This window comes from Pseudomonas sp. NFIX49, assembly GCF_900115915.1.
Lineage (GTDB): Bacteria > Pseudomonadota > Gammaproteobacteria > Pseudomonadales > Pseudomonadaceae > Aquipseudomonas > Aquipseudomonas pharyngis.
Genome location: NZ_FOYE01000004.1, coordinates 528,660 through 550,064, shown reverse-complemented (window position 1 = coordinate 550,064; position 21,405 = coordinate 528,660). Strand labels below are relative to the sequence as shown.

The window sequence follows — 21,405 nt, the reverse complement described above, 5'->3', positions numbered from 1 at the left end:
CGTCCGCTTTTGGGACGCGGAGCGTCCCGGACTGCATTCCCACGCGGAGCGTGGGAACGATCACTACGCAAGGCCATTTCATATGCTCACTGCCCTTATCCGTTTGATCCTGGCCGTCGCACTTTTGCTGCCGATGGCCACCCATGCAGGCGACGCCGAAGACTTCGTCGCCGCCAATCCCACGCAACAGGCCAAACTGCTGGAAGCCTGGGCCGCGCAGCCCGATCCGGCGCGTGTCGAACTGATCAACGCCCTGCAACAAGGCGAGTTGACCGTCGACGGCCAACCCAAGACCCTGCGCCTGAACAACCGCCTGCGGGGTCTGATCGACACCGCACTGGCCAGCCACCAATTGCTCGCCGCCGACGCCAAAACCCGTCTGACTGCCGCGCAGCAATTGCAGAAAAGCGCCAAACCGGCGCAGCTGAAATTCCTCGACCGGCAACTGGCTGGCGAAACCGATGAAAGCGTCCACGCCGCCCTGAGCCTGGCGCTGGCCAATCTGCAACTGGTCGACACCGACCCGGCGGTGCGCCTCGCGGCAGTGCGTCTGCTCGGTGAAACCGGCGACCCGCTGGCCCGTACCCGCCTTGAAGGCCTGCTCGAACCCGGCGTCGAAACCGATGCCAACGTGCGCACCGCCGCCGAAACCAGCCTCGCCCAGGTCAAGCGCAAACTGCTGGTTGGCGAACTGCTCGGCCAGGCGTTCAGTGGCATGTCCCTCGGTTCGATTCTGCTGCTTGCCGCGCTCGGCCTGGCGATCACCTTCGGTCTGCTCGGTGTAATCAACATGGCCCACGGCGAGATGCTGATGCTCGGCGCCTACTCGACCTACGTCGTGCAGTTGATGTTCCAGCGCTACGCGCCGAATGCCATCGAGTTCTATCCGCTGATCGCGCTGCCGGTGGCGTTCTTCGTCACCGCCGCCATCGGCATGGCCCTGGAGCGCACGGTGATCCGTCACCTCTACGGTCGCCCACTGGAAACCCTGCTCGCCACCTGGGGCATCAGCCTGATGCTGATTCAGCTGGTGCGTCTGGTGTTCGGTGCGCAGAACGTGGAAGTGGCGAACCCCGCGTGGCTGTCCGGCGGGGTTCAGGTGTTGCCGAATCTGGTGCTGCCGTACAACCGCATCGTGATCATTGCCTTTGCATTGTTCGTGGTGGTGCTGACCTGGCTGCTGCTGAACAAGACCCGCCTCGGTCTGAACGTGCGTGCCGTCACCCAGAACCGCAACATGGCCGCCTGCTGCGGCGTGCCCACCGGGCGAGTCGACATGCTCGCCTTCGGCCTCGGCTCGGGCATCGCCGGGCTCGGTGGCGTGGCCCTGAGCCAGATCGGCAACGTCGGCCCGGACCTCGGCCAGAGCTACATCATCGACTCGTTCCTGGTGGTGGTGCTCGGCGGCGTCGGGCAACTGGCCGGCAGCGTGTTCGCCGCATTCGGCCTGGGCATCGCCAACAAGATTCTGGAACCGCAGATCGGTGCGGTGCTCGGCAAGATCCTGATCCTCGCGCTGATCATTCTGTTCATCCAGAAACGTCCGCAAGGCCTCTTCGCACTGAAAGGACGGGTGATCGACTGATGAACCAGCCTCTACTAGTCACGGCCACACAAAAGGCCGGCCCGAAAGTCACCCTCGCCATCGGCGCGGTGGTGCTCGCCTTGCTGATCGCTCTGCCGCTGCTGTCGCTGTTGCCGGCGCACAGTGCACTGCACGTTTCTGCTTACACTCTGACGCTGGTCGGCAAGATTCTCTGCTACGCCATCGTCGCCCTGGCACTGGATCTGGTCTGGGGTTACGCCGGTCTCCTGTCTCTGGGCCACGGTCTGTTCTTTGCACTCGGCGGTTATGCGATGGGCATGTACCTGATGCGTCAGGCCGCCGGTGATGGTCTGCCGGCGTTCATGACCTTCCTGTCGTGGACCGAGTTGCCGTGGTACTGGAGCGGCACCGGCAACTTCCTTTGGGCGATGTGCCTGGTGGTGTTGGCGCCGGGTCTGCTGGCGCTGGTGTTCGGTTTCTTCGCCTTCCGCTCGCGGATCAAGGGCGTGTATTTCTCGATCATGACCCAGGCCCTGACCTTCGCCGGGATGCTGCTGTTTTTCCGCAACGAGACCGGCTTCGGCGGCAACAACGGCTTCACCAATTTCCGCACGATTCTCGGCTTCGGCATCACCGAACCCGGCACTCGCGCGGTGCTGTTTCTAGCCACTGTTCTGTTGCTGGTGGCGAGCCTGTTCATCGGCTGGCGGCTGGCCCGCAGCAAGTTCGGCCGGGTGCTGACCGCGTTGCGCGATGCGGAAAATCGCCTGATGTTCTGCGGCTACGATCCGCGCGGTTTCAAGCTGTTCGTCTGGGTCTTGAGCGCGGTGTTGTGTGGTCTGGCCGGTGCGTTGTACGTGCCGCAGGTTGGGATCATCAACCCGAGCGAAATGTCGCCGACCAACTCGATCGAAGCCGCCGTGTGGGTGGCCCTTGGCGGGCGCGGCACCCTGATCGGCCCGCTGCTCGGCGCCGGCGTGGTCAACGGCATGAAGAGCTGGTTCACCGTGGCCTTCCCCGAATACTGGCTGTTCTTCCTCGGCGCGCTGTTCATCGTCGTGACGTTGTACCTGCCCAAGGGTGTGATCGGTCTGCTGAAGAAACGAGGTGAATCATGAGAGTCACGGCAAGCGCTGAATTCATGCTGGAACCGGCCTTTTTCCCGGTGGAGCCCAACAAGGACGAAGGCACCAGCCGCGACTCGATCGGCCTCGGGCAACGCGTCGGTCCGGGCCTCGACACCCGCCACGGCACGATCCTGACCCTGGAAGACATCAGCGTCAGCTTCGACGGCTTCCGCGCGCTGAACAATCTGAACCTGTACATCGGTGTCGGCGAACTGCGCTGCATCATCGGCCCCAACGGCGCGGGCAAAACCACGCTGATGGACGTGATCACCGGCAAGACCCGCCCAAGCCACGGCAAGGCGTGGTTCGGTGAAACCCTCGACCTGACGCAGATGAGCGAAGTGCAGATCGCCCAGGCCGGGATCGGGCGCAAGTTCCAGAAACCGACGGTGTTCGAAGCGTTGAGCGTGTTCGAAAACCTGGAGCTGGCGCAGAAGACCGACAAGTCGGTGTGGGCCAGCCTGCGGGCGAAGTTGAGCGGCGAGCAGAAAGACCGGATCAGCGAAGTGCTCGACACCATTCGCCTGACCACCTCGGTCAATCGCCCGGCGGGGCTGCTGTCCCACGGACAGAAACAATTCCTGGAAATCGGCATGTTGCTGATGCAGGACCCGCAACTGCTGCTGCTCGATGAACCGGTGGCCGGCATGACCGACGCCGAAACCGAGTTCACCGCCGAGCTGTTCAAGTCGCTGGCAGGCAAGCATTCGCTGATGGTGGTGGAACACGACATGGGCTTCGTCGGCTCGATTGCCGACCACGTCACCGTGTTGCATCAGGGTAGCGTGCTGGCCGAGGGATCGCTGGAACAGGTGCAGGACAACGAGCGCGTGATCGAGGTTTACCTCGGCCGTTAACCTGCGAACAAACACCCAACACCAGATCGTTCCCACGTCGAGGCGTCGAACCGTCCGCGTGGGAATGCCGCCATGGACGCTCCGCGTCCGCCGTTATGTGACGCGGAGCGTCACGGGATGCATTCCCACGCACAGCGTGGGAACGATCACCGGGGAGAATTGAACATGCTGCAAGTCGACAAGCTGCACCAGTACTACGGCGGTAGCCACATCCTGCGCGGCCTGAGCTTTGACGTGAAGGTCGGCGAAGTGACCTGCCTGCTCGGCCGCAACGGCGTGGGCAAGACCACGCTGCTCAAATGCCTGATGGGCCTGCTGCCGGCCAAGGAAGGCGCGGTGAACTGGGAAGGCCAACCGATCACCACGTTCAAGCCGCATCAACGGGTGCATGCGGGGATTGCCTACGTGCCGCAGGGCCGGGAGATTTTCGGCCGGCTGACCGTGGAAGAGAACCTGCTGATGGGGCTGTCGCGTTTTCCCGGCAGCGAAGCCAAAGAGGTGCCGGCGTTCATCTACGAGCTGTTCCCGGTGCTGCTGCAAATGAAACAGCGGCGCGGCGGCGACCTGTCCGGCGGACAGCAACAGCAGCTCGCGATTGGCCGCGCACTGGCCAGCCGTCCGCGTCTGCTGATCCTCGACGAGCCCACCGAAGGCATCCAGCCGTCGGTGATCAAGGAAATCGGCGCGGTGATCAAGAAACTTGCCGCCCGTGGCGACATGGCGATTCTGCTGGTGGAGCAGTTCTACGATTTCGCCGCCGAACTGGCCGATCAATACCTGGTGATGTCCCGGGGCGAGATCGTGCAGCAGGGCCGTGGCGAAAATATGGAAGCCGAAGGTGTGCGCGGGCTGGTGACTATTTGAGGTTACGGTCTAATCTGTAGCGTCCTAACGATAATCAGAAAACATGAACTTACCTGTTGCGACTGCCCTGTTTACCCCGAGCTGGCACGCCGAGCTGGAGCTGGCCTACGCCCGCTTCGGCGATTGCACGCGGCCGACCCGCCGCCGGCACCTCGGCCCGTTGCGGGTGCAAAAGCACCTATACGCCGAAGGGCCCGAGGTCTGCCAGCACATCATCGTCCACCCGCCGGGCGGGATTGCCGGCGGTGACCGACTGGACATCAGCGCCCGCGTCGAACAGGGCGCCTGGGCACAGATCACCAGCCCCGGCGCGGCCAAGTGGTATCGCGCGGCGGGGCCCGCTTATCAGTCGCTGAACCTGCATGTCGCCGATGGCGCGACACTGGAATGGCTACCTCAGGAGACCATCGTCTACAGCGCCGCCCAGGCGGAACTCTCGACCTCGATTGAGCTTGAAGGCGATGCGCGGCTGTTCTACTGGGACGTGGTAGCCCTCGGGCGGCCGGCCAGTGGCGAGCGTTTCGACCTCGGGCATTTCCAGGCACATCTGGATATTCGCCGTGATGGCCGGTTGTTGTGGCATGAGCGCCAGCGCATCGTCGGCGATGACGGCTTGCTCGATTCGCCGATCGGGCTGGATGGCAATCCGGTGTTTGCGACGTTGCTGGTCACCGGCGAAATCGATGCCGAACTGCTGGAGCGCTGCCGCTCGCTGGGCCACGACGTGCGCGGAGATCTGACGCAGTTGCCCGGTCTTTTGGTCGCCCGTTGCCTGGCCAGCGAAGCGTTGCTGGCGCGGGCCTGGCTGATCGATCTCTGGCGATTGCTCAGACCTGCGCTGCTCGGCCGCGAAGCCCTGCCCCCCCGAATCTGGAACACCTGATTTTCTTCAACTGCCGACAATGGATTTCAAACGATGGACCTGACCCCACGCGAAAAAGACAAGCTGCTGATCTTCACTGCCGGCCTCGTTGCCGAGCGGCGACTGGCCCGTGGCGTGAAGCTCAACTACCCGGAAGCCATGGCCTACATCTCGGCGGCGCTGCTCGAAGGCGCCCGTGACGGCCAGACCGTGGCCGAGCTGATGCACTACGGCACCACCCTGCTGACCCGCGATCAGGTGATGGAAGGCATCCCGGAAATGATCCCGGAGATCCAGGTCGAGGCGACGTTTCCCGACGGCACCAAACTGGTCACCGTCCACCAACCGATCGTCTGAGGCCGTGCCATGACCTACACCATCCGCGATGCCCTGCACGCCGACCTGCCGGCGATCCGCGACATCTACAACGACGCCGTGCTCAACACCACGGCGATCTGGAATGAGTCCGCCATCGACCTCGGCAACCGTCAGGCCTGGTTCAGCGCCCGTCAGGCTCAGGGTTATCCGATACTGGTGATCGTCGACGCCGACAACACCACCCTCGGCTACGCTTCGTTCGGTGACTGGCGGCCGTTCGATGGTTTCCGCCACACCGTCGAGCACTCGGTCTACGTGCGCAGCGACCAGCGCGGCAACGGCCTCGGCCCGCAACTGATGACCGCGCTGATCGAACGCGCGAAAACCTGCGACAAGCACGTCATGGTCGCCGCCATCGAAAGCGGCAACGCCGCGTCGATCCGCCTGCACGAGCGCGCCGGTTTCATCACCACCGGGCAGATGCCGCAAGTCGGTACCAAGTTCGGCCGCTGGCTCGATCTGACCTTCATGCAACTGACCCTCAATCCTGGCGCGGAGCCGCCGACCGCCAACAAGGAGTGACACCGATGAACCCCGCCCAACTGCGACGCGTCAACGCTGAAAGTTTTGCGCACTATCGTCAGGGCCTGATCGACCTGCTGCTCGACGCCGTGGGGTATGGCGCCAGCGTCGGCTTCATGGCCGACCTTGATGCCACGCAGGCCCGCGCCTATTTCGACGATGTGCAGGACAACCTGAACAAGGGCAACGTGTTGCTGTGGGTGGTGGTCAAGGACGAACAGGTGCAGGCCAGCGTCCAGTTGAGCCTGTGCCAGAAAGCCAACGGCCTGAACCGTGCCGAGGTGCAGAAACTGCTGGTGCGTGAACACGCCCGGCGGCGCGGCCTCGGCCAGCAGTTGATGCAAGCGCTGGAACAGACCGCGCGTCAGTACAAGCGCGGCATGCTTTACCTCGATACCGAGGCCGGCTCCCCCGCCGAAGATTTCTACAAGGCTCTGGGCTACACCCGCGCCGGGGAAATTCCCGATTACGCCTGCGACCCGAACGGCACCTATCGCCCGACGGCCCTCTATTACAAAGTCCTGCAAGGAGCGAACTGATGATTCCCGGCGAATACCGGATCCATCCCGGCGATATCGAACTCAATGTCGGTCGCCGCACCGTCAGCCTGAAAGTGGCGAACAGCGGAGACCGGCCGATCCAGGTCGGCTCGCACTACCATTTTTTCGAGACCAACGATGCCCTGACTTTCGACCGCGACGCCAGCCGTGGCATGCGCCTGAACATTCCGGCGGGCACCGCCGTGCGCTTCGAGCCGGGGCAGAGCCGCGAGGTGGAACTGGTGGATTACGCCGGGCACCGGCGGGTGTTCGGGTTTGCCGGGCGGGTCATGGGTGACCTCTGAAAGCAGCTCAGAGCTGCAAGCCGCGAGCTGCAAGTAAAAGGCAGTTTCGTGGCGCTCACACTTTTGCTTTTACTTGAAGCTCGCAGCTTGAAGCTTGCAGCTCAGTTCCGAGGAACGAGGAAATGAAACTAAGCCGTCAAGCCTACGCCGACATGTTCGGCCCCACCGTCGGCGACAAGGTGCGCCTGGCCGACACCGAGCTGTGGATCGAGGTCGAACAGGACTTCACCACCTACGGCGAAGAAGTGAAATTCGGCGGCGGCAAAGTGATCCGCGACGGCCAGGGCCAGAGCCAGTTGCTGGCGGCCGAAGTGGTCGACACCGTCATTACCAACGCGCTGATCATCGACCACTGGGGCATCGTCAAGGCTGACGTCGGCCTCAAGGACGGACGCATCGCTGCCATCGGCAAGGCCGGCAACCCGGACGTGCAGCCCGGCGTGACCATCGCCATCGGCGCCAGCAGCGAAGTGATTGCCGGCGAAGGCATGATCCTCACCGCCGGCGGCATCGACACCCACATCCACTTCATCTGCCCGCAGCAGATCGAAGAAGCGCTGATGAGCGGCGTCACCACCATGATCGGCGGCGGCACGGGGCCGGCCACCGGCACCAATGCCACGACCTGCACTTCGGGGCCGTGGCACCTGGCGCGAATGCTTCAGGCAGCGGATGCGTTCCCGATGAACATCGGCCTCACCGGCAAGGGCAACGCCAGCCTGCCGGAGCCTCTGATCGAACAGGTCAAGGCCGGCGCCATCGGCCTCAAGCTGCATGAAGACTGGGGCACCACCCCGGCGAGCATCGACAACTGCCTGAGCGTCGCCGACCAGTACGACGTGCAGGTGGCGATCCACACTGACACCCTCAACGAGTCCGGTTTCGTCGAAACCACCCTCGGCGCGTTCAAGGGTCGCACCATCCACACTTACCACACCGAAGGTGCCGGTGGCGGCCATGCGCCGGACATCATCAAGGCCTGCGGTTTCGCCAACGTGCTGCCGAGCTCGACCAACCCGACCCGGCCGTTCACCCGCAACACCATCGACGAACACCTCGACATGCTGATGGTCTGCCACCACCTCGACCCCAGCATCGCCGAGGACGTGGCGTTCGCAGAAAGCCGCATCCGCCGCGAAACGATTGCCGCCGAAGACATCCTGCATGACCTCGGCGCGTTCTCGATGATCAGCTCCGACAGCCAGGCCATGGGCCGCGTCGGCGAAGTCATCACGCGCACCTGGCAGACTGCCGACAAGATGAAAAAGCAGCGCGGCCCGCTGCCTCAGGACGGCGAAGGCAACGACAACTTCCGCGCCAAACGCTACATCGCCAAGTACACGATCAACCCGGCAATCACCCATGGCATCAGCCATGAAGTGGGTTCGGTGGAAGTCGGCAAATGGGCCGATCTGGTGCTCTGGCGTCCGGCATTTTTCGGCGTGAAGCCAACGTTGATCCTCAAGGGCGGCGCCATCGCCGCGAGCCTGATGGGTGACGCCAACGCCTCGATCCCGACCCCGCAACCGGTGCACTACCGCCCGATGTTCGCCAGCTACGGTGGCTCGCTGCACGCCACCAGCCTGACCTTCATCAGCCAGGCGGCGCAGGCGTCGGGACTGCCCGAAGCGTTGGGCCTGAAGAAGAAAATCGCGGTGGTCAAAGGTTGCCGCGACGTGCAGAAAACCGACCTGATCCACAACGATTACCTGCCGAACATCGACGTCGACCCGCAGACCTATCAGGTCAAGGCCGACGGCGTGTTGCTCTGGTGTGAACCGGCCGAAACCCTGCCGATGGCGCAGCGTTACTTTCTGTTCTGAGACAAGGACCCGGTCGTCGAAGCGTTCGACGACCGGGGCTGGCGGCGCCTCAGCGGATTGAGGTGTCCATCAAATAACGCGAAGGGCCTGGCTGCTCGTCGTCGAGCGCGACCACCACCGGCTCGCCGGTTTCCAGGCGCGACAGGGCAATCAGTTGCTGATTGCGCTCAATGCTGCGTTCAACTTCAAGCATCTGTACCGCCTCCTGGTAAGCCGTGCTGGTCACGTCGTCATATTGATCCTCAAGGCGTTGCAGCTTTTCATCTGCGCTGCGCCTGAGCGCGCCGAGTTCGTCCGGGTACTTCTCGTTCAAGTACTGCACCCAGTAATCGCGGCTGATCAGTTCTTCATAGAAGCGCTCGCCTTTTTCCGCCTTCACGACCGCATCACGCGCGGTCGCCAGCTCCTCCCCTCTGAGCGGTCGGGCGAAGCGCATATGGCCGGGTTGCCCCGGCAATTGCAGGCCATCCTGCCAGCCGGAGGTCAGGCCGATCCGATACTGCAAACGCACTTCCGCAGGATCCGCATCACGGCCCATGCTGCGCGCGGCCAGCTTTTCCACCTCGCCCAGGCGGAACAGCTGACGCGACAGGTCGAGTAAGGCACGCCCCTTGACCGCCAGGCCCGGAGGCAGGTAGCGCAAGGCGTTGTACTCGAACACCTTGACCTCGATTTCACTGAACGCCAGGGTGCGTCCATCGACGCAGGTCGTGTGCGTGGTGGCCATGGAAAACAGCGTATCGCGCAGTTCCTGACTGTTATTGGCCGCCTCGACAACCTCCCACACCCGGCGTGTCAGATCAGCGCGAAACACCCGGAACTCCTCGGTGTCCGGCATCCGCGAAAGCAGATGGAAGAACGCTCCGTTATCAGGCTCCGCTGCCAGCCGCTGCCACATGGCCCGACAGCGTACGGCATCCTCTTGCGGAAGGTTTTCAATCCACGGCGTCGCTTGCAGTTCGAGGACACTTTCGGCGAGTGTCGGCACCACTTCATCCGGTTCCAGATCACTTTCGCTTCCCGTGTCTTCACCCTCACTCTCGGTGGTGCTGTCCATGTCATCGATCATTCGATCGATCTCGGCATACGTCAGACCCAGCACATCGTCACGTCCATGGGCATCGGCGTATTCACGCAGACGGATCAGGCTTTGCTGCGAGATTTCGAAGTTATCCGACAGATTGCTGCCGGCAATCAGTGCAGCATGGGTGCCGTCATACAACCCGGACGGAATCGAGGTTATTTCATTGCTGCTCAAGTCGACCGCCTGCAAACGCGGGGCTCGCAGCAGCCCCTCCGGCCACACAGTCAGCAGGTTGTCACGCAGGTCCAGCCGTTCCAGTCGCTGCAGACGGTCAACGCGCAGGGTACGCAGGCCGTTATGGCTGAGATCCAGCCACCGCAGTTGCGGCAGGCCCTCGAGCGTTTGATCCAGCGCTTCGGAATCCACGAGACCGGTGAGCGACAGTTCCAGTCGTTCCAGTTGCAGCATGTGCCCGACAGGCTCAGGGATAGCCGGCAAGTGATTGCCGCTCAGATTGAGCCTGCGCAATTGTGTGAAGGCCCGAAGGAAAGCATTGGAGCCATTGGTGGTGAGCTTGACTCCCGAGAGGTTCAGGGTGCCCACCGCCGCGAATGTTTGGTCCAGTGCGGGCAGGTCGCCCACCTGCAGACCGTCAAGGTTGAGTTCTCGGTCAGACACGCCATTCCAGTCGACGGTACTTTCACGCCAGCATTCCATGATGCGCCGGGCGGCGAGCTGGCGGGTGCGCGACGACACGACCCAATCCATGCCTCGGGTTTCATGGGTGAACAGCCAATCGTTCAGCCGCCGCGTCAGCGCCTCGAATGCCTGCTCCCATGCATTGATCCGTGCACCGATCTGCACCTCGGTCAGCCCTGCGCCCCGCATCCGCTCAATCGTCTGCTGTGTCTGCGCCTCTTCGAACGACGGGCACAGGCGCTGGATGCGCGAGCCCCACCCGCCGGGCCCCACGTCTGCCGGACTCGGCGCAAGCGGCAGCAACCGCCGGGCGATCACCGAGCCACTTTCGGCGGGCGGCGTACGATGGCGCGGCTCCTCCAGTGCAAAGCGTTGCAACGCCCCCGGCAACAGGCCTCTGGCGTCTTCGATACGCTGACGCGCGGTTGCCAGCGCCACTTCGGCCTGCGCATTCAGCGGGGTCCCGGCGAGGCTGGTATCGAGCAACAAGTCATCACGCCCCAGCAACACCTGCGGCAACGAGGTCAACCGGCTGTCGCTGAGATCCAGCCAGGTCAGGTCCGGCAGCAACTCCGCCCCCACCGGCCATTCGCGCAGGGCCGTTGCACTCAGGTCCAGGGCCTTCAGGCGATTCATACCGCGCACGTCAATACTGCTCAGCGGGTTGCCATGCAGGTTCAGGGTTTCGAGTGCCGGCAGATCGCTTGAATCGATCGGCAGTTCCGCCAGGCCACAATGGCTCAGATCGAGGGTATCGACCCCGCGAAAGGTCCGAATGAAACGGCGCAACTGCTCGACCGGGGCCTGCAATCCGGGCAGCTGCAGACTTCTGACATGGTTGAACCCGTCAGCCGAGAGCGTCGGCAGGCTGTCCAGCGGCGAGCCTGGAATATCCAGCACCGTGGCGTCATTGGGCAGGCTGACATACAAGTTGTAGAACACGCTTTCGGTGCGCGCGCCGTAGCGCTGGAACAACCCGCTGCGCCAACTGGCTTTCAGCGCCTCGGCCACCTCCGCGCGGGCAGCACCACCGTTGGCAGCCGTTGGATCGGAACCGATCCACTCCTCAAGCCGGTCGAGTTCACTGAACTGCTCGCTCAAGGTTTCGATCGCGGCGAACCGGCTGCCGACATCCGTCCATTGCGCCTTGAACCCCGTATTCAAGACATCCAGAAGACTCCTTTCCATGCCGACAAAACGCTTGAGCTCACCGCGACAATAGTCTGCGACCATTTCGTCCAGATCGATGAGGTGCCGAGGCTGACTCCGAACGAATTCGTAGATCGGCTTGAACACCCGGCGCGGGAACTTCGACCAGTCCAGTGACAGCCCGGACAACAATCGTTGATGGCCTTCATAGATCTCCATTGGCAGGGTTTCGATCGCGGTCGATCGCAGGTTCAGGCGCTCCAGTCGAGGCAACTCCAGAACACCTCTCGGCCATTGGTGCATTTGCGGACTGCCGAGTTCGAGCCTGCGCAATTGACGCATGCCGCCGACGTCGAGGGTCATGGGCACCACCGGGTTCATGCCCCCGGAGGTACAGCGCAGCTCCAGCTCTTCAAGCCGGGTCAGCTCCCGAAGTCGCGACGCCACCTGTCCGGTAATCGGTGTGGAGAGTTTCAGTCGGGTCATCTGGCGCAGCGTCTTCAACGTCGCGAGCACTTTGTCGAACTCCGCAATGCTCGAGGTCAGGGACAGTTTCTCGACATTGGGAAACGCCGAAAGCGTATCGCTGACCACCGGCGCGTGCAGCGTCAGCTCTCTGACATGCGTAAAGTCTGCGGTCAATGACGGCAGCGGCACTTCACCGATCAACGTCAGGCGAGCCGCCAGCGGATCATGTTCGGCCAACGGCGCATTTCGCCAGCACTCCTTGATGTTCTGCACCACGCTGACGAACTCGTCAGGGGTCGTGCGCAGACGCAGGTTCTGCGACGTCAGCCATTGCTCAAGGGTTGTTTCCAGCTCTCGCCACTCGCTCAACCGGTTGTTGAGCAAATGAAAGATCTGCTGATCGCTCTTGCCCAGACGCCATTGTTCAAGAATGAAGCCGCGAGCCTGCACGTCGGTCAACTGCGGGTAGACGCTCTGGACATGAGCCGTCAACGCCGGACTGGGCCCTGGCCCATCACCGCTGGCGGGATAGCCAAGCAGTTTGGAAGCAATGCGTTGCGGCGGCTTGAACCATGGTTGTTCGGCGCTGCGTGCACGCAGAATCCGGGCCGATTCACTGCGCTCGGTGAACGCCCGTTCGATGATCGCAGCTTGCAGATCGACGCTCTGCCCGACATTCGGCAGCCCCAATGCATGACGCGCCTGATCGGGCAAGGCGTGCATCAGCGAGGCGTAAAAGTTGTCGCCCCGATGGGGAATACTGTTGAGCGGTTCGCCACGCTCATTGGCCGCCTGCCAGGCATCTGCGTACTTGACCAGATACTTGCGTGTGCTGGCCGTTTCGCTGCCGATGGCATCCAGCATCGGACCGTTGATACTGCCTTCACGTATTTCCAGACGCAGGTCATCGGACCAGCCTGGCAAGCGGCCCAGCGTCTGCAAGGCCAGATGGCGGCTGTCAGGCGAGGCCATGGTTTCACTGCGCAACCCGGCCAGTCCCCGGTTCAGGCGCTCTGCCTGGCCATACCAGCGACCGAGCTCCTGCACGTGCAACGGAACCGGCGCTGCGCTGTCCAGACGTGCCAGTTCTGCGGCATTGGCGTGGCCCACCGCGGCCATCGCCGCACGATCGCTCAGCCCCGGAATCACTCGTTGCAGCTTTGCCGCCCGGGAATCGACAGGCTCGATCCCCTTGAGAAGACGGTCGAACAGCGCGGGCTGTTGCGCGCTGGCAAAATCGGCAATCTGAATGGACAACTCCTTCGCCCTTGCTGCCCGAACGCGCGCGGGCTCGCCACCCAACAGACGAACCGTCTCCGCCTCGTCCAGTGTCGCGAGTATTCGGGTCGGCAACGCACCGTTCAGCACTTCGGCCCGGCTGACCCGGATCGGCGCCTTGCCGCCGCGCTGCGTCCCGTAACGGATGGCACGCCCCGAGAGATCAGAACTGTCGTAGATCTGCAGCTGGCGCCCGAATGGCCAGCGGGGCATGTCGGGAAGAAGCGGCAACAGGTGCATGAATCGACTGTCCACCGCCTGCTTCCCTGCGGCCTGTTCGACGATCAATCCGGCATCGCGCTCGGCGTTGAACAATTGCATGGCGTGCGCCAGTTCCGGCGGCGGCAAGGCGTTGTCCAGGTGCATCTTGCGCAACGCGTTGTCGCTGATACCGGCGACATCGGCCATCGCCAATAATTGCTCGTCAGCAAACATGTCAGTGCTGTGGCCGATGCGCCGCAACAGCGTCAACCGGTCCCAGTCCTGCGGGCGCTCCAGGGTATGTCGCCAGGCGCCGGCGCCGTTGTGCGCCAGGAGCGGCTGATAGGCTTGCGAATCGTCCGGATGCTGAATGCGCCAGGCTTTGCGCGACTCATCGTAAGTCTGCTGATAGGTTTTGCCGTCGAGGCGGATGTAGTTTTTTTCTCCCGCCGCGTACTGCCCCAGCGCATTCGGTGCAACATTCGTTTGCAGTGCGACCGGACTTTCGTAGCCATTCAGACCAGGCTTCCACAAGCGGGTCGTACCGTCGGGCATTTCCACCTGGTGCAGGTTCTCGATGACCGGTGTCGATCTGGCGGCAGTCAGCCGAGCGAGGCCTTTCCCGGCACCCGCCATCAAGGCAATCAACGCAATGTTTTGCGCGACATCGATCAGATGGGCCTTGGCGGCCTTGCGATCACCTTCACTCCACTCGTTGGCGCATTCAAGGGTTTCTTCGAGCAGTTGCGCGGCCATCACCACCATCATCACTTCACCCAGCACCGGCACGAACATCGAGACGCCCATCAGCACCAGCATGCCGATGTTCAACAACGCGGCGAGTTTTTCCGAACGCACCCTGGCGTCGACATCCGCCGTAGGCACCGCGTGGCTGCGGGCATCGGCGAGCAAACGGTCGCGATGCTGCTCGAACTGGTAACGCCACAGGTCGATATTGTCCGGCCAGAGCCCGCCTCCCTTGCGGGGAAGGGCAACCGGGTTCAGATAGGGATCGGTGTTCGGCACCTGTGCGACCGGCGGTGCGGGCGGTAATTCGCGAACTCCGGTCAGCGCCGCGTTGATCGGGTTGAGCGCCTTGAGCAGTTCGTTGAGCAGCGATCCGTAGGGCGCCACCCTTTGTGTGAGCGTACGGTCCGGTGTGTCGTCGGTGAATTGACCGAAGTAGTGCGGTCGGTCGGCATACGCGACGAACTGGCTGAAAAACCGTTGGTAGCTATTGGGTTCTGCAGGATGAGCCTGAGTGGCGTCGGATGCGGTGAACCGCTGCTTGAACATCGCTGCGATTTCCCGCCCCTTGTAGCGTTTGAGCGGATGGTAGGGATCGCCCGGGATGTACAGGATCGAGTCGTCACTGGAACGATATTTCTCGCAGATCGTGAACATCACGCAGCCGGTCATGCGGCGGCCCATCAGGCCCAGATCGCGAAACCAGATCTGCCGATGGCCCTGGCGCGGCGCCAGTTCACCGTTCAGGATCGAACGAATCGAAGCGTAGTCCTCGTGTCCGATATCACCTTTGACCAACGCCAGTTCGGCCGCCGCGTGCAGAGCGCTTTTATGCGCGTCGATGAATTTGTCGCGCAGCACCTGTTCGGCCACCGCGTCCCGGGGGTGCAGGAAATCCTTGAGGTAAGCCTGATATTTCGCGCCGATGTCCAGGGAACGGCACAGACTAGTGAACTGCTCGACCGTCAGCGGTGTGCTCAATGGCGCAAGCGTGCCGGGTGTCGGGGTTTCACTGCGAAATCCCGACGTTTCATGGAAGGCGCCACTTTTACATTCACGGTCTTCGAAGTTGTGCAGCGCCGCTTGCAGCAAAGGCAGTTTCAAGACTTCGAAGAAGCCGATGTCGATGGCAAAAATCCCCACCTCCACCGGTTTGTTCAGCACCAGCCAGGTCTTGTTGACGTCCAGCGTCACGTTGAACCGGTCCTTGAGGGCCTTGGTGAGCAGCGGCGCGGCGAAACTGTCGATGTCCTGGAAGGTCGACATGGCCTTATCCAGAGATGTCTGGGCGGCAAGGCTGGCGGTTACGGCATCCCCTACAGCCTTGCGTTGATCGCGTGATGCGCGCAGGTACCAGTCCGGCGTGGCGGAATCGGCATTTTTCAGGGCCTCGCGCTGGTTTGGCGATGCATTGATCAACCACTGAGGGCTGGACTGCTCAAGAAAATCAGCGTGCAGGCTTTGCGTCACGACCGGCACCCGCGGCGTTGCTGCGGTGTCCGGCGAAGGTGGGGCGACAGGCAATTCGGACATGGTTTCGCTCCTTGAAATGGAGCAAAAGCAGACCATGACGACAATTTGCGACTGCGGTACATAAATCTCGCAACACAGCGTCTTGTCAGCGGAAATTACAAGCCCGAGCGGCGCTTTCATTCCCGCGCAAAGAGACTAATATTCGAACGCCCCGCCTTGAATTTCCAGGAACCCGGACATGCGTTTATCCGAATTTATCCGGCAACATGCAGATCGCATCGTCGAGGAGTGGGAACAGTTCGCCAGGACCATCACCCCGGCAGCCGAGACCATGGACAGGGCAGCGCTGCGCGATCATGCCAGAGAGATTCTGCTGGCCGCCGCCCGCGACATGGACACCGCACAGACCGCCAGCGAGCAGATCGCCAAAGCCAAGGGCGAAGGCCCGGAGAAGACCCCGAGCCTGGACGAGGCCGGTGCCAGCCACGGTGAGTTGCGCCACACAGTGGGCTTCGACCTTGTGCAGATGACGTCCGAGTTCCGCCATTTGCGCGCCTGTGTGATCCGCCTCTGGGTCGACAGTCTGGAATCGCCGGACATGGCGTACTTCCAGGACATGATCCGTTTCAACGAAGCCATTGATGAAGCCCTGGCCGAATCGACGGCTGCCTACGCCGAGCAGGTCGATCATTCCCGGGACATCTTTCTCGCGATACTCGGCCATGACCTGCGCGCGCCTTTGCAAGCGGTGACCATGTCGATCGAACTGCTGATGCGCAAGACCGCGTTACAGGACGATGCCCTTCAGTGCGCCCTCAACATCAAGCAGGGTTCGCGGCACATGGCGGCGATGGTCAGCGACCTGCTGGAACTGGTGCGCAGCCGCCTGGGCAAGAGCCTGCCGATCGAACCGGCGCCGATGGACCTGGCCGACGCGGCCCGCGCGGCCATCGCCGAAGCCTGCGCCGGTAATCCGGAAAGTGATCCGACACTGAAAACCGAGGGTGACACCCGTGGCAACTGGGACGCCGGACGGATCGATCAACTGCTGCAGAATCTGATCGGCAATGCCTTGCAGCATGGGTCTGATCCGCGCGAAGTGATCGTGACGTTGAAGGGAGAAGCCAGGCACGTGCTGCTGACCGTGCACAACTGCGGCAACCCCATTCCCGCAGAAGCCATCGGCACGATTTTCGATCCATTGGTGCGCAGTGCCGACGAAGAACTCGGCCAGCCGTCGACCAGCCTCGGTCTGGGCCTGTTCATCATCAAGGAAGTGGTGACCGCCCACGGCGGGGCGATCGAAGTCAGTTCAACCGAAGCCGACGGTACGCTGTTCAGCGTGACGCTGCCCAGACAGGTTTGAAACGCTACTCGACCACCAGCCGCGCCAGACGCTGACGGAGCATGCGGTTCTCGGATCGCAACTCCTGCACTTCTTCCAGCAGGTCCAGCGCCAGGGCGACGCCTTCCCATTCCAGCTCCAGGTCGCGCCGCAGCTTGGCGGCGCGTTTGGCCAGGGTCAGTTCGTAGTCGGTGAAGCGCCATTCCCTGGGCTGCGCGCCCTGAGGTTCGAGGATGCCGTGCTCGACGATTTCGATCACGTAGACGTCCGACAGGTCGGCCGCCTCACAGAATTCTGCCATGTCCAGTTGAACGATCAGGGGGCTGCTCATGATGGGCTACTCCGTCGTCAGTATCAGAAGTTCTCGCGCGGGTTGAAGGCGGCCTTCTTCGCCAGTTCCTGCCACAGCGCCTTGACGTCATCGCCGTTGGCTTTGGGCATCACGGCCTTTAGCTGGACGAACAGATAACCCCGCTCGCCCGCCTTGTTCTGCAGACCGTGGCCCTTGGCACGCATGCGCTGGCCGTTCTGGCTGCCGGCCGGGACCTTGAGGTTGATCTTGCCGGTCAGGGTCGGCACGGCCACTTCGGCGCCCAGCGCCAGCTCCCAGGGAGCGAGCGGCAAGGTGATGATCAGGTTTTCGCCTTCGACGTCGAATTTCGGGTGTGGCGCGAAACGGATGGTCAGGTACAGATCGCCATTGGCGCCGCCACCGATGCCCGGTGCGCCCTGGCCCTTGAGGCGGATGCGCTCGCCGTCGGCCACACCGGCCGGGATCTTCACGTTCAGGCTCTTGCTGGTGTTGCTGACGTGCTGGCCCGAGCCGTTGTATTGCGGCACCTGGAAGCTGATCTTTTTCGATTCGTTCGAAAGCGTCTCTTCCAGAAAGATCGGCAGTTCCAGTTCCACGTCTTGCCCTCGCCGTCCGGCGCTGCGGGATTGCCGGCCAGCGCCGCCACCGAAACCGGGGCCGCGATTGCCGAAGATCGAACTGAAGAAGTCCGAGAAGTCGCCGGTGTCGCCACTGCCGCCACGGCTCTGCCACCCCGGCGGGCCCTGAAACGGCTGACCGTGCTGGCCATAACGACGCAGTTCGTCGTATTCGGCGCGCTTGTCGGCGCTTTTCAGCGCTTCATAGGCTTCCGAGGCGTCCTTGAACTTGGCCTCGGCGTCCTTTTCCTTGCTGACATCGGGGTGGTATTTGCGCGCCAGCTTGCGATAGGCAGCCTTGATTGCCTTGTCGTCAGCCGTCGGCTCCACGCCGAGTATCTTGTAATAGTCTTTGAAGTCCATCGAAGGAATCACCATCCGTTATCGATTTCGCGCCGATCCCAGCATGCACCTATTCGCGCGTGCCGGGTTGACCGATCTCAAGTTTGTGACCGGGTGGCGCAGCAGAAGTTTATCGGCAGTGGACGGCGGTTCTTGCGACCGCCGGTATGTCTGCCGGCCCATGCCAGCAAGTTTGGGGCAAACCGCCGAGTTTCAAGCAAGCTTAGTCGTGAAATAGCAGATGACCGGCCTTCGAATATGTCGCGCACTGACATACACTGCGCGGCCGTTTTTTTGACCGGAACCGAAAGACCATGAAAGACGCCTCTCCAGCCCGTGCCTGCGGCATCGACTTCGGCACGTCCAACTCCACCGTCGGCTGGCTGCGCCCCGGCATGGAAACGATGATCGCGCTGGAAGACGACAAGATCACCCTGCCGTCGGTGGTCTTTTTCAACATCGAAGAGCGCCGTCCGGTTTACGGCCGTCTGGCGCTGCACGAGTACCTGGAAGGCTACGAAGGCCGGCTGATGCGCTCGCTCAAGAGCCTGCTGGGTTCCAAGCTGATCAAGCACGACACCAGCGTCCTCGGCACCGCGATGCCGTTCAAGGACTTGCTCGGGCTGTTCATCGGCCAGCTCAAGAGCCGCGCCGAAGCGACCGCCGGTCGTGAGTTCGAGCAAGTGGTGCTGGGCCGTCCGGTGTTCTTCGTCGACGACGATCCGCTGGCCGACCAGGAAGCCGAAGACACCCTGGTGGAAGTGGCACGCAAGCTCGGCTTCAAGGACGTTTCGTTCCAGTACGAACCGATTGCCGCAGCGTTCGACTATGAGTCGACCATCGAAAAAGAAGAACTGGTGCTGATCGTCGACATCGGCGGTGGTACGTCGGACTTCTCGCTGGTGCGCCTGTCGCCCGAGCGTCGTGGTGTGGATAACCGCCACGACGACATCCTCGCCACCGGCGGCGTGCACATCGGCGGGACCGACTTCGACAAACAGTTGAGCCTGCAAGGCCTGATGCCGCTGTTCGGCTACGGCAGCCGCATGAAAAGCGGCGCGTTCATGCCGACCAGCCACCACATGAACCTCGCGACCTGGCACACCATCAACTCGGTGTACTCGCAGAAATCGACCCTGGCCCTGGGCAGCATGCGTTACGACATCGAGGACACCGGCGGCATCGACCGTCTGTTCAAGCTGATCGAACAGCGCGCCGGGCACTGGCTGGCGATGGAAGTGGAAGAAACCAAAATCCACCTGACCCACAACGACAGCCGTCATGTACCGCTGGATCGCATCGAGTCGGGCCTGAGCGTGGAACTGACCCGGGCATTGTTCGAGTCGGCCATCGAGTCGCAGCTCGAGCGCGTGCGCGCCAGCGTCACCCAGTTGCTGGCCGACGCCAATGTGGCGGTGGGTCAGGTCGATACGGTGTTCTTCACCGGTGGTTCCAGCGGCATCCCGGCACTGCGCAACAGCGTCTCGGCGATGCTGCCGAACGCGCGGCATGTTGAAGGCAACATCTTCGGCAGCATTGGTAGCGGTCTGGCGATTGAAGCCATGAAGCGCTACGGCGTTTAACGCCAGCCTCAAGTTGCAAGCTTCAAGCTACAAGTAAAAGCAAAGGCAAGAGCGACCACCGCTCTTGCCTTTTTCTTGCGGCTTGCAGCTCAAAACTCGCAGCTGCTTTTAAACCATCCCGCCCAGCTTCAGCTCACTCTTCAGATACGCGTAATAAATCGGCCCCGCCACCACCCCCGGCAGGCCGAACGCGGCCTCGAACACCAGCATTGCCAGCAGCAACTCCCAGGACTTGGCACTGATCTGCCCGCCGACGATGCGCGCGTTGAGAAAGTATTCGAGCTTGTGGATAAAGATCAGGTAACCCAGCGCCGCAATCGCCACCCAGATCGACAGCGACAGGCCGACGATGGTGATCAGCGTGTTCGACATCAGATTGCCGATCACCGGCAGCAGACCGAGCAGGAAGGTCAGCACGATCAGGGTCTTGGTCAGCGGCAGCTTGATCCCGAACAGCGGCAGGACCACCGCCAGGAAGATCCCGGTGAAGAAGGTGTTGAGCAGGGAAATCTTGATCTGCGCGAACACGATATTGCGAAACGCCTGAACCAGCAGATGCAGACGGTCGAACAGGGCGGCCGCCAGCGGCTTGCGCTTGGTGACGTCCGGCACGCGCTGCAAGGCGATGATCGCGCCCAGCACCATGCCGATCAGCAGCGTCACGAACATGTGCGCCGCGTCCTTGCCCACCAGTTGCAGTTCGGACAAATGCTTGCTCGCCCATTCACCGATGGCCACCCGGAACTCGGCGGCACTGGCCGGCAGGTAGCTATCGATAAATGGCGGCAGTTGCCCGCGGGCGCGATCAACCACACCCATGAATTTGTCGAGGGATGCGCCGGGGTTTTCCGCCTCGTGCAACAGGAAACTGATAGCCCCGGCAAAGATCAGTGCCAGCACACTCACCACCAGCGTGCCCAGCAGCGCCACCGCCAGCCAGCGCGCACGCCGGCCTTCGATCAGCCGTTGCAGTTGCGGGGTGAGCATGTTGACCAGTTCAAACACCAGCAACCCGGCCAGCAGGCTGGGCAGCAAACGCAATGGCAACACCAGCAACAGACCGCCGAAAATGATGATGCAACTGACCCAGAACACAACATGACGCTCAGAAAACGTTGGCATACAGCCTCAAAACGAACGGCGTAAAAGGATTGGCAGTCTGCCAGCGATCCTTGGGGAGCACTAGGGATATGCGGTGTTTGGGGTCTGGTGTCTGACTTGCGGCCCAGCCCTCACCCTAGCCCTCCCGAAACGTAGGACCGCCCGGAGGGCGAGGGAACTGATTGCGGGATGCTCGGGTGATCTGGCGACCTGAAAGCTCTGTATCGAATCCATAATCGACC

16 protein-coding genes are annotated in these 21,405 nt (G+C 62.3%); 12 read left to right on the top strand and 4 right to left on the bottom strand.

The features are described 5' to 3' along the window. Nucleotides 1-82 precede the first annotated feature (82 nt). From urtB to ureC, 10 genes are all read left to right on the top strand, one after another. Complete coding sequence (gene urtB, locus BMZ46_RS14360; RefSeq protein ID WP_074689668.1) at nucleotides 83-1,585, top strand: urea ABC transporter permease subunit UrtB; 1,503 nt, start codon at nucleotides 83-85, stop codon at nucleotides 1,583-1,585. Continuing rightward, nucleotides 1,585-2,664: an urea ABC transporter permease subunit UrtC gene (gene urtC, locus BMZ46_RS14355; RefSeq protein WP_074689667.1), complete on the top strand. Its 1,080-nt coding sequence runs from the start codon at nucleotides 1,585-1,587 to the stop codon at nucleotides 2,662-2,664. Before urtB ends, urtC begins: the two co-directional genes overlap by 1 nt. Continuing rightward, entirely contained in the window at nucleotides 2,661-3,530 is an 870-nt protein-coding gene (gene urtD / locus BMZ46_RS14350) for an urea ABC transporter ATP-binding protein UrtD (RefSeq protein WP_007950599.1), read from the top strand. Before urtC ends, urtD begins: the two co-directional genes overlap by 4 nt. 165 nt (nucleotides 3,531-3,695) lie before the next feature. Beyond that, nucleotides 3,696-4,394 (top strand): urea ABC transporter ATP-binding subunit UrtE, encoded by a 699-nt coding sequence (gene urtE, locus BMZ46_RS14345; protein WP_039766753.1) that lies wholly within the window; start codon nucleotides 3,696-3,698, stop codon nucleotides 4,392-4,394. 43 nt (nucleotides 4,395-4,437) lie between these two features. Beyond that, on the top strand, nucleotides 4,438-5,277 hold the full coding sequence (locus tag BMZ46_RS14340) for an urease accessory protein UreD (RefSeq protein WP_074689666.1): 840 nt from the start codon (nucleotides 4,438-4,440) through the stop codon (nucleotides 5,275-5,277). Between the two features lie 33 nt (nucleotides 5,278-5,310). Then, nucleotides 5,311-5,613: an urease subunit gamma gene (gene ureA / locus BMZ46_RS14335; protein WP_039766748.1), complete on the top strand. Its 303-nt coding sequence runs from the start codon at nucleotides 5,311-5,313 to the stop codon at nucleotides 5,611-5,613. Nucleotides 5,614-5,622: 9 nt separating this feature from the next. After that, nucleotides 5,623-6,156, top strand: a complete 534-nt coding sequence (locus BMZ46_RS14330; protein ID WP_074689665.1) for a GNAT family N-acetyltransferase — start codon at nucleotides 5,623-5,625, stop codon at nucleotides 6,154-6,156. 5 nt (nucleotides 6,157-6,161) lie between these two features. Then, entirely contained in the window at nucleotides 6,162-6,695 is a 534-nt protein-coding gene (locus BMZ46_RS14325) for a GNAT family N-acetyltransferase (RefSeq protein WP_039766745.1), read from the top strand. Then, nucleotides 6,695-7,000: an urease subunit beta gene (locus tag BMZ46_RS14320; protein WP_074689664.1), complete on the top strand. Its 306-nt coding sequence runs from the start codon at nucleotides 6,695-6,697 to the stop codon at nucleotides 6,998-7,000. The genes BMZ46_RS14325 and BMZ46_RS14320 overlap by 1 nt, the downstream gene beginning before the upstream one ends. Nucleotides 7,001-7,122: 122 nt before the next feature. Beyond that, on the top strand, nucleotides 7,123-8,823 hold the full coding sequence (ureC, locus tag BMZ46_RS14315; RefSeq protein ID WP_039766741.1) for an urease subunit alpha: 1,701 nt from the start codon (nucleotides 7,123-7,125) through the stop codon (nucleotides 8,821-8,823). 49 nt (nucleotides 8,824-8,872) lie between these two features. On the opposite strand, the gene BMZ46_RS14310 is transcribed toward ureC, so the two are convergent. Beyond that, nucleotides 8,873-15,922 carry an NEL-type E3 ubiquitin ligase domain-containing protein gene (locus tag BMZ46_RS14310; protein WP_170844911.1) on the bottom strand — a complete coding sequence of 2,350 codons (7,050 nt, stop codon included), beginning with the start codon at nucleotides 15,920-15,922 and terminating at the stop codon, nucleotides 8,873-8,875. A gap of 178 nt (nucleotides 15,923-16,100) precedes the next feature. Here BMZ46_RS14310 and BMZ46_RS14305 point away from each other — a divergent pair, with 178 nt between their 5' ends. Continuing rightward, entirely contained in the window at nucleotides 16,101-17,228 is a 1,128-nt protein-coding gene (locus BMZ46_RS14305; protein WP_074689663.1) for a sensor histidine kinase, read from the top strand. Between the two features lie 4 nt (nucleotides 17,229-17,232). Here the strand turns inward: BMZ46_RS14305 and BMZ46_RS14300 are convergent, their stop codons facing one another. Beyond that, entirely contained in the window at nucleotides 17,233-17,538 is a 306-nt protein-coding gene (locus BMZ46_RS14300) for a chaperone modulator CbpM (RefSeq protein WP_074689662.1), read from the bottom strand. A gap of 23 nt (nucleotides 17,539-17,561) precedes the next feature. After that, nucleotides 17,562-18,500, bottom strand: coding sequence for a DnaJ C-terminal domain-containing protein (locus BMZ46_RS14295; protein WP_039766790.1), 939 nt, complete (start codon nucleotides 18,498-18,500; stop codon nucleotides 17,562-17,564). Between the two features lie 293 nt (nucleotides 18,501-18,793). Between BMZ46_RS14295 and BMZ46_RS14290 the strand changes: the two genes are divergently transcribed. Beyond that, nucleotides 18,794-20,062, top strand: a complete 1,269-nt coding sequence (locus tag BMZ46_RS14290) for an Hsp70 family protein (RefSeq protein ID WP_074689661.1) — start codon at nucleotides 18,794-18,796, stop codon at nucleotides 20,060-20,062. A 108-nt stretch (nucleotides 20,063-20,170) separates the two neighbouring features. On the opposite strand, the gene BMZ46_RS14285 is transcribed toward BMZ46_RS14290, so the two are convergent. After that, entirely contained in the window at nucleotides 20,171-21,184 is a 1,014-nt protein-coding gene (locus BMZ46_RS14285) for an AI-2E family transporter (RefSeq protein ID WP_039766732.1), read from the bottom strand. Nucleotides 21,185-21,405 lie beyond the last annotated feature (221 nt).

Coding starts and splice junctions, on each gene's coding strand:
- urtB (WP_074689668.1), top strand. CDS start 83: ATGCTCACTGCCCTTATCCGTTTGATCCTGGCCGTCGCACTTTTGCTG.
- urtC (WP_074689667.1), top strand. CDS start 1,585: ATGAACCAGCCTCTACTAGTCACGGCCACACAAAAGGCCGGCCCGAAA.
- urtD (WP_007950599.1), top strand. CDS start 2,661: ATGAGAGTCACGGCAAGCGCTGAATTCATGCTGGAACCGGCCTTTTTC.
- urtE (WP_039766753.1), top strand. CDS start 3,696: ATGCTGCAAGTCGACAAGCTGCACCAGTACTACGGCGGTAGCCACATC.
- BMZ46_RS14340 (WP_074689666.1), top strand. CDS start 4,438: ATGAACTTACCTGTTGCGACTGCCCTGTTTACCCCGAGCTGGCACGCC.
- ureA (WP_039766748.1), top strand. CDS start 5,311: ATGGACCTGACCCCACGCGAAAAAGACAAGCTGCTGATCTTCACTGCC.
- BMZ46_RS14330 (WP_074689665.1), top strand. CDS start 5,623: ATGACCTACACCATCCGCGATGCCCTGCACGCCGACCTGCCGGCGATC.
- BMZ46_RS14325 (WP_039766745.1), top strand. CDS start 6,162: ATGAACCCCGCCCAACTGCGACGCGTCAACGCTGAAAGTTTTGCGCAC.
- BMZ46_RS14320 (WP_074689664.1), top strand. CDS start 6,695: ATGATTCCCGGCGAATACCGGATCCATCCCGGCGATATCGAACTCAAT.
- ureC (WP_039766741.1), top strand. CDS start 7,123: ATGAAACTAAGCCGTCAAGCCTACGCCGACATGTTCGGCCCCACCGTC.
- BMZ46_RS14310 (WP_170844911.1), bottom strand. CDS start 15,922: ATGTCCGAATTGCCTGTCGCCCCACCTTCGCCGGACACCGCAGCAACG.
- BMZ46_RS14305 (WP_074689663.1), top strand. CDS start 16,101: ATGCGTTTATCCGAATTTATCCGGCAACATGCAGATCGCATCGTCGAG.
- BMZ46_RS14300 (WP_074689662.1), bottom strand. CDS start 17,538: ATGAGCAGCCCCCTGATCGTTCAACTGGACATGGCAGAATTCTGTGAG.
- BMZ46_RS14295 (WP_039766790.1), bottom strand. CDS start 18,500: ATGGACTTCAAAGACTATTACAAGATACTCGGCGTGGAGCCGACGGCT.
- BMZ46_RS14290 (WP_074689661.1), top strand. CDS start 18,794: ATGAAAGACGCCTCTCCAGCCCGTGCCTGCGGCATCGACTTCGGCACG.
- BMZ46_RS14285 (WP_039766732.1), bottom strand. CDS start 21,184: ATGCCAACGTTTTCTGAGCGTCATGTTGTGTTCTGGGTCAGTTGCATC.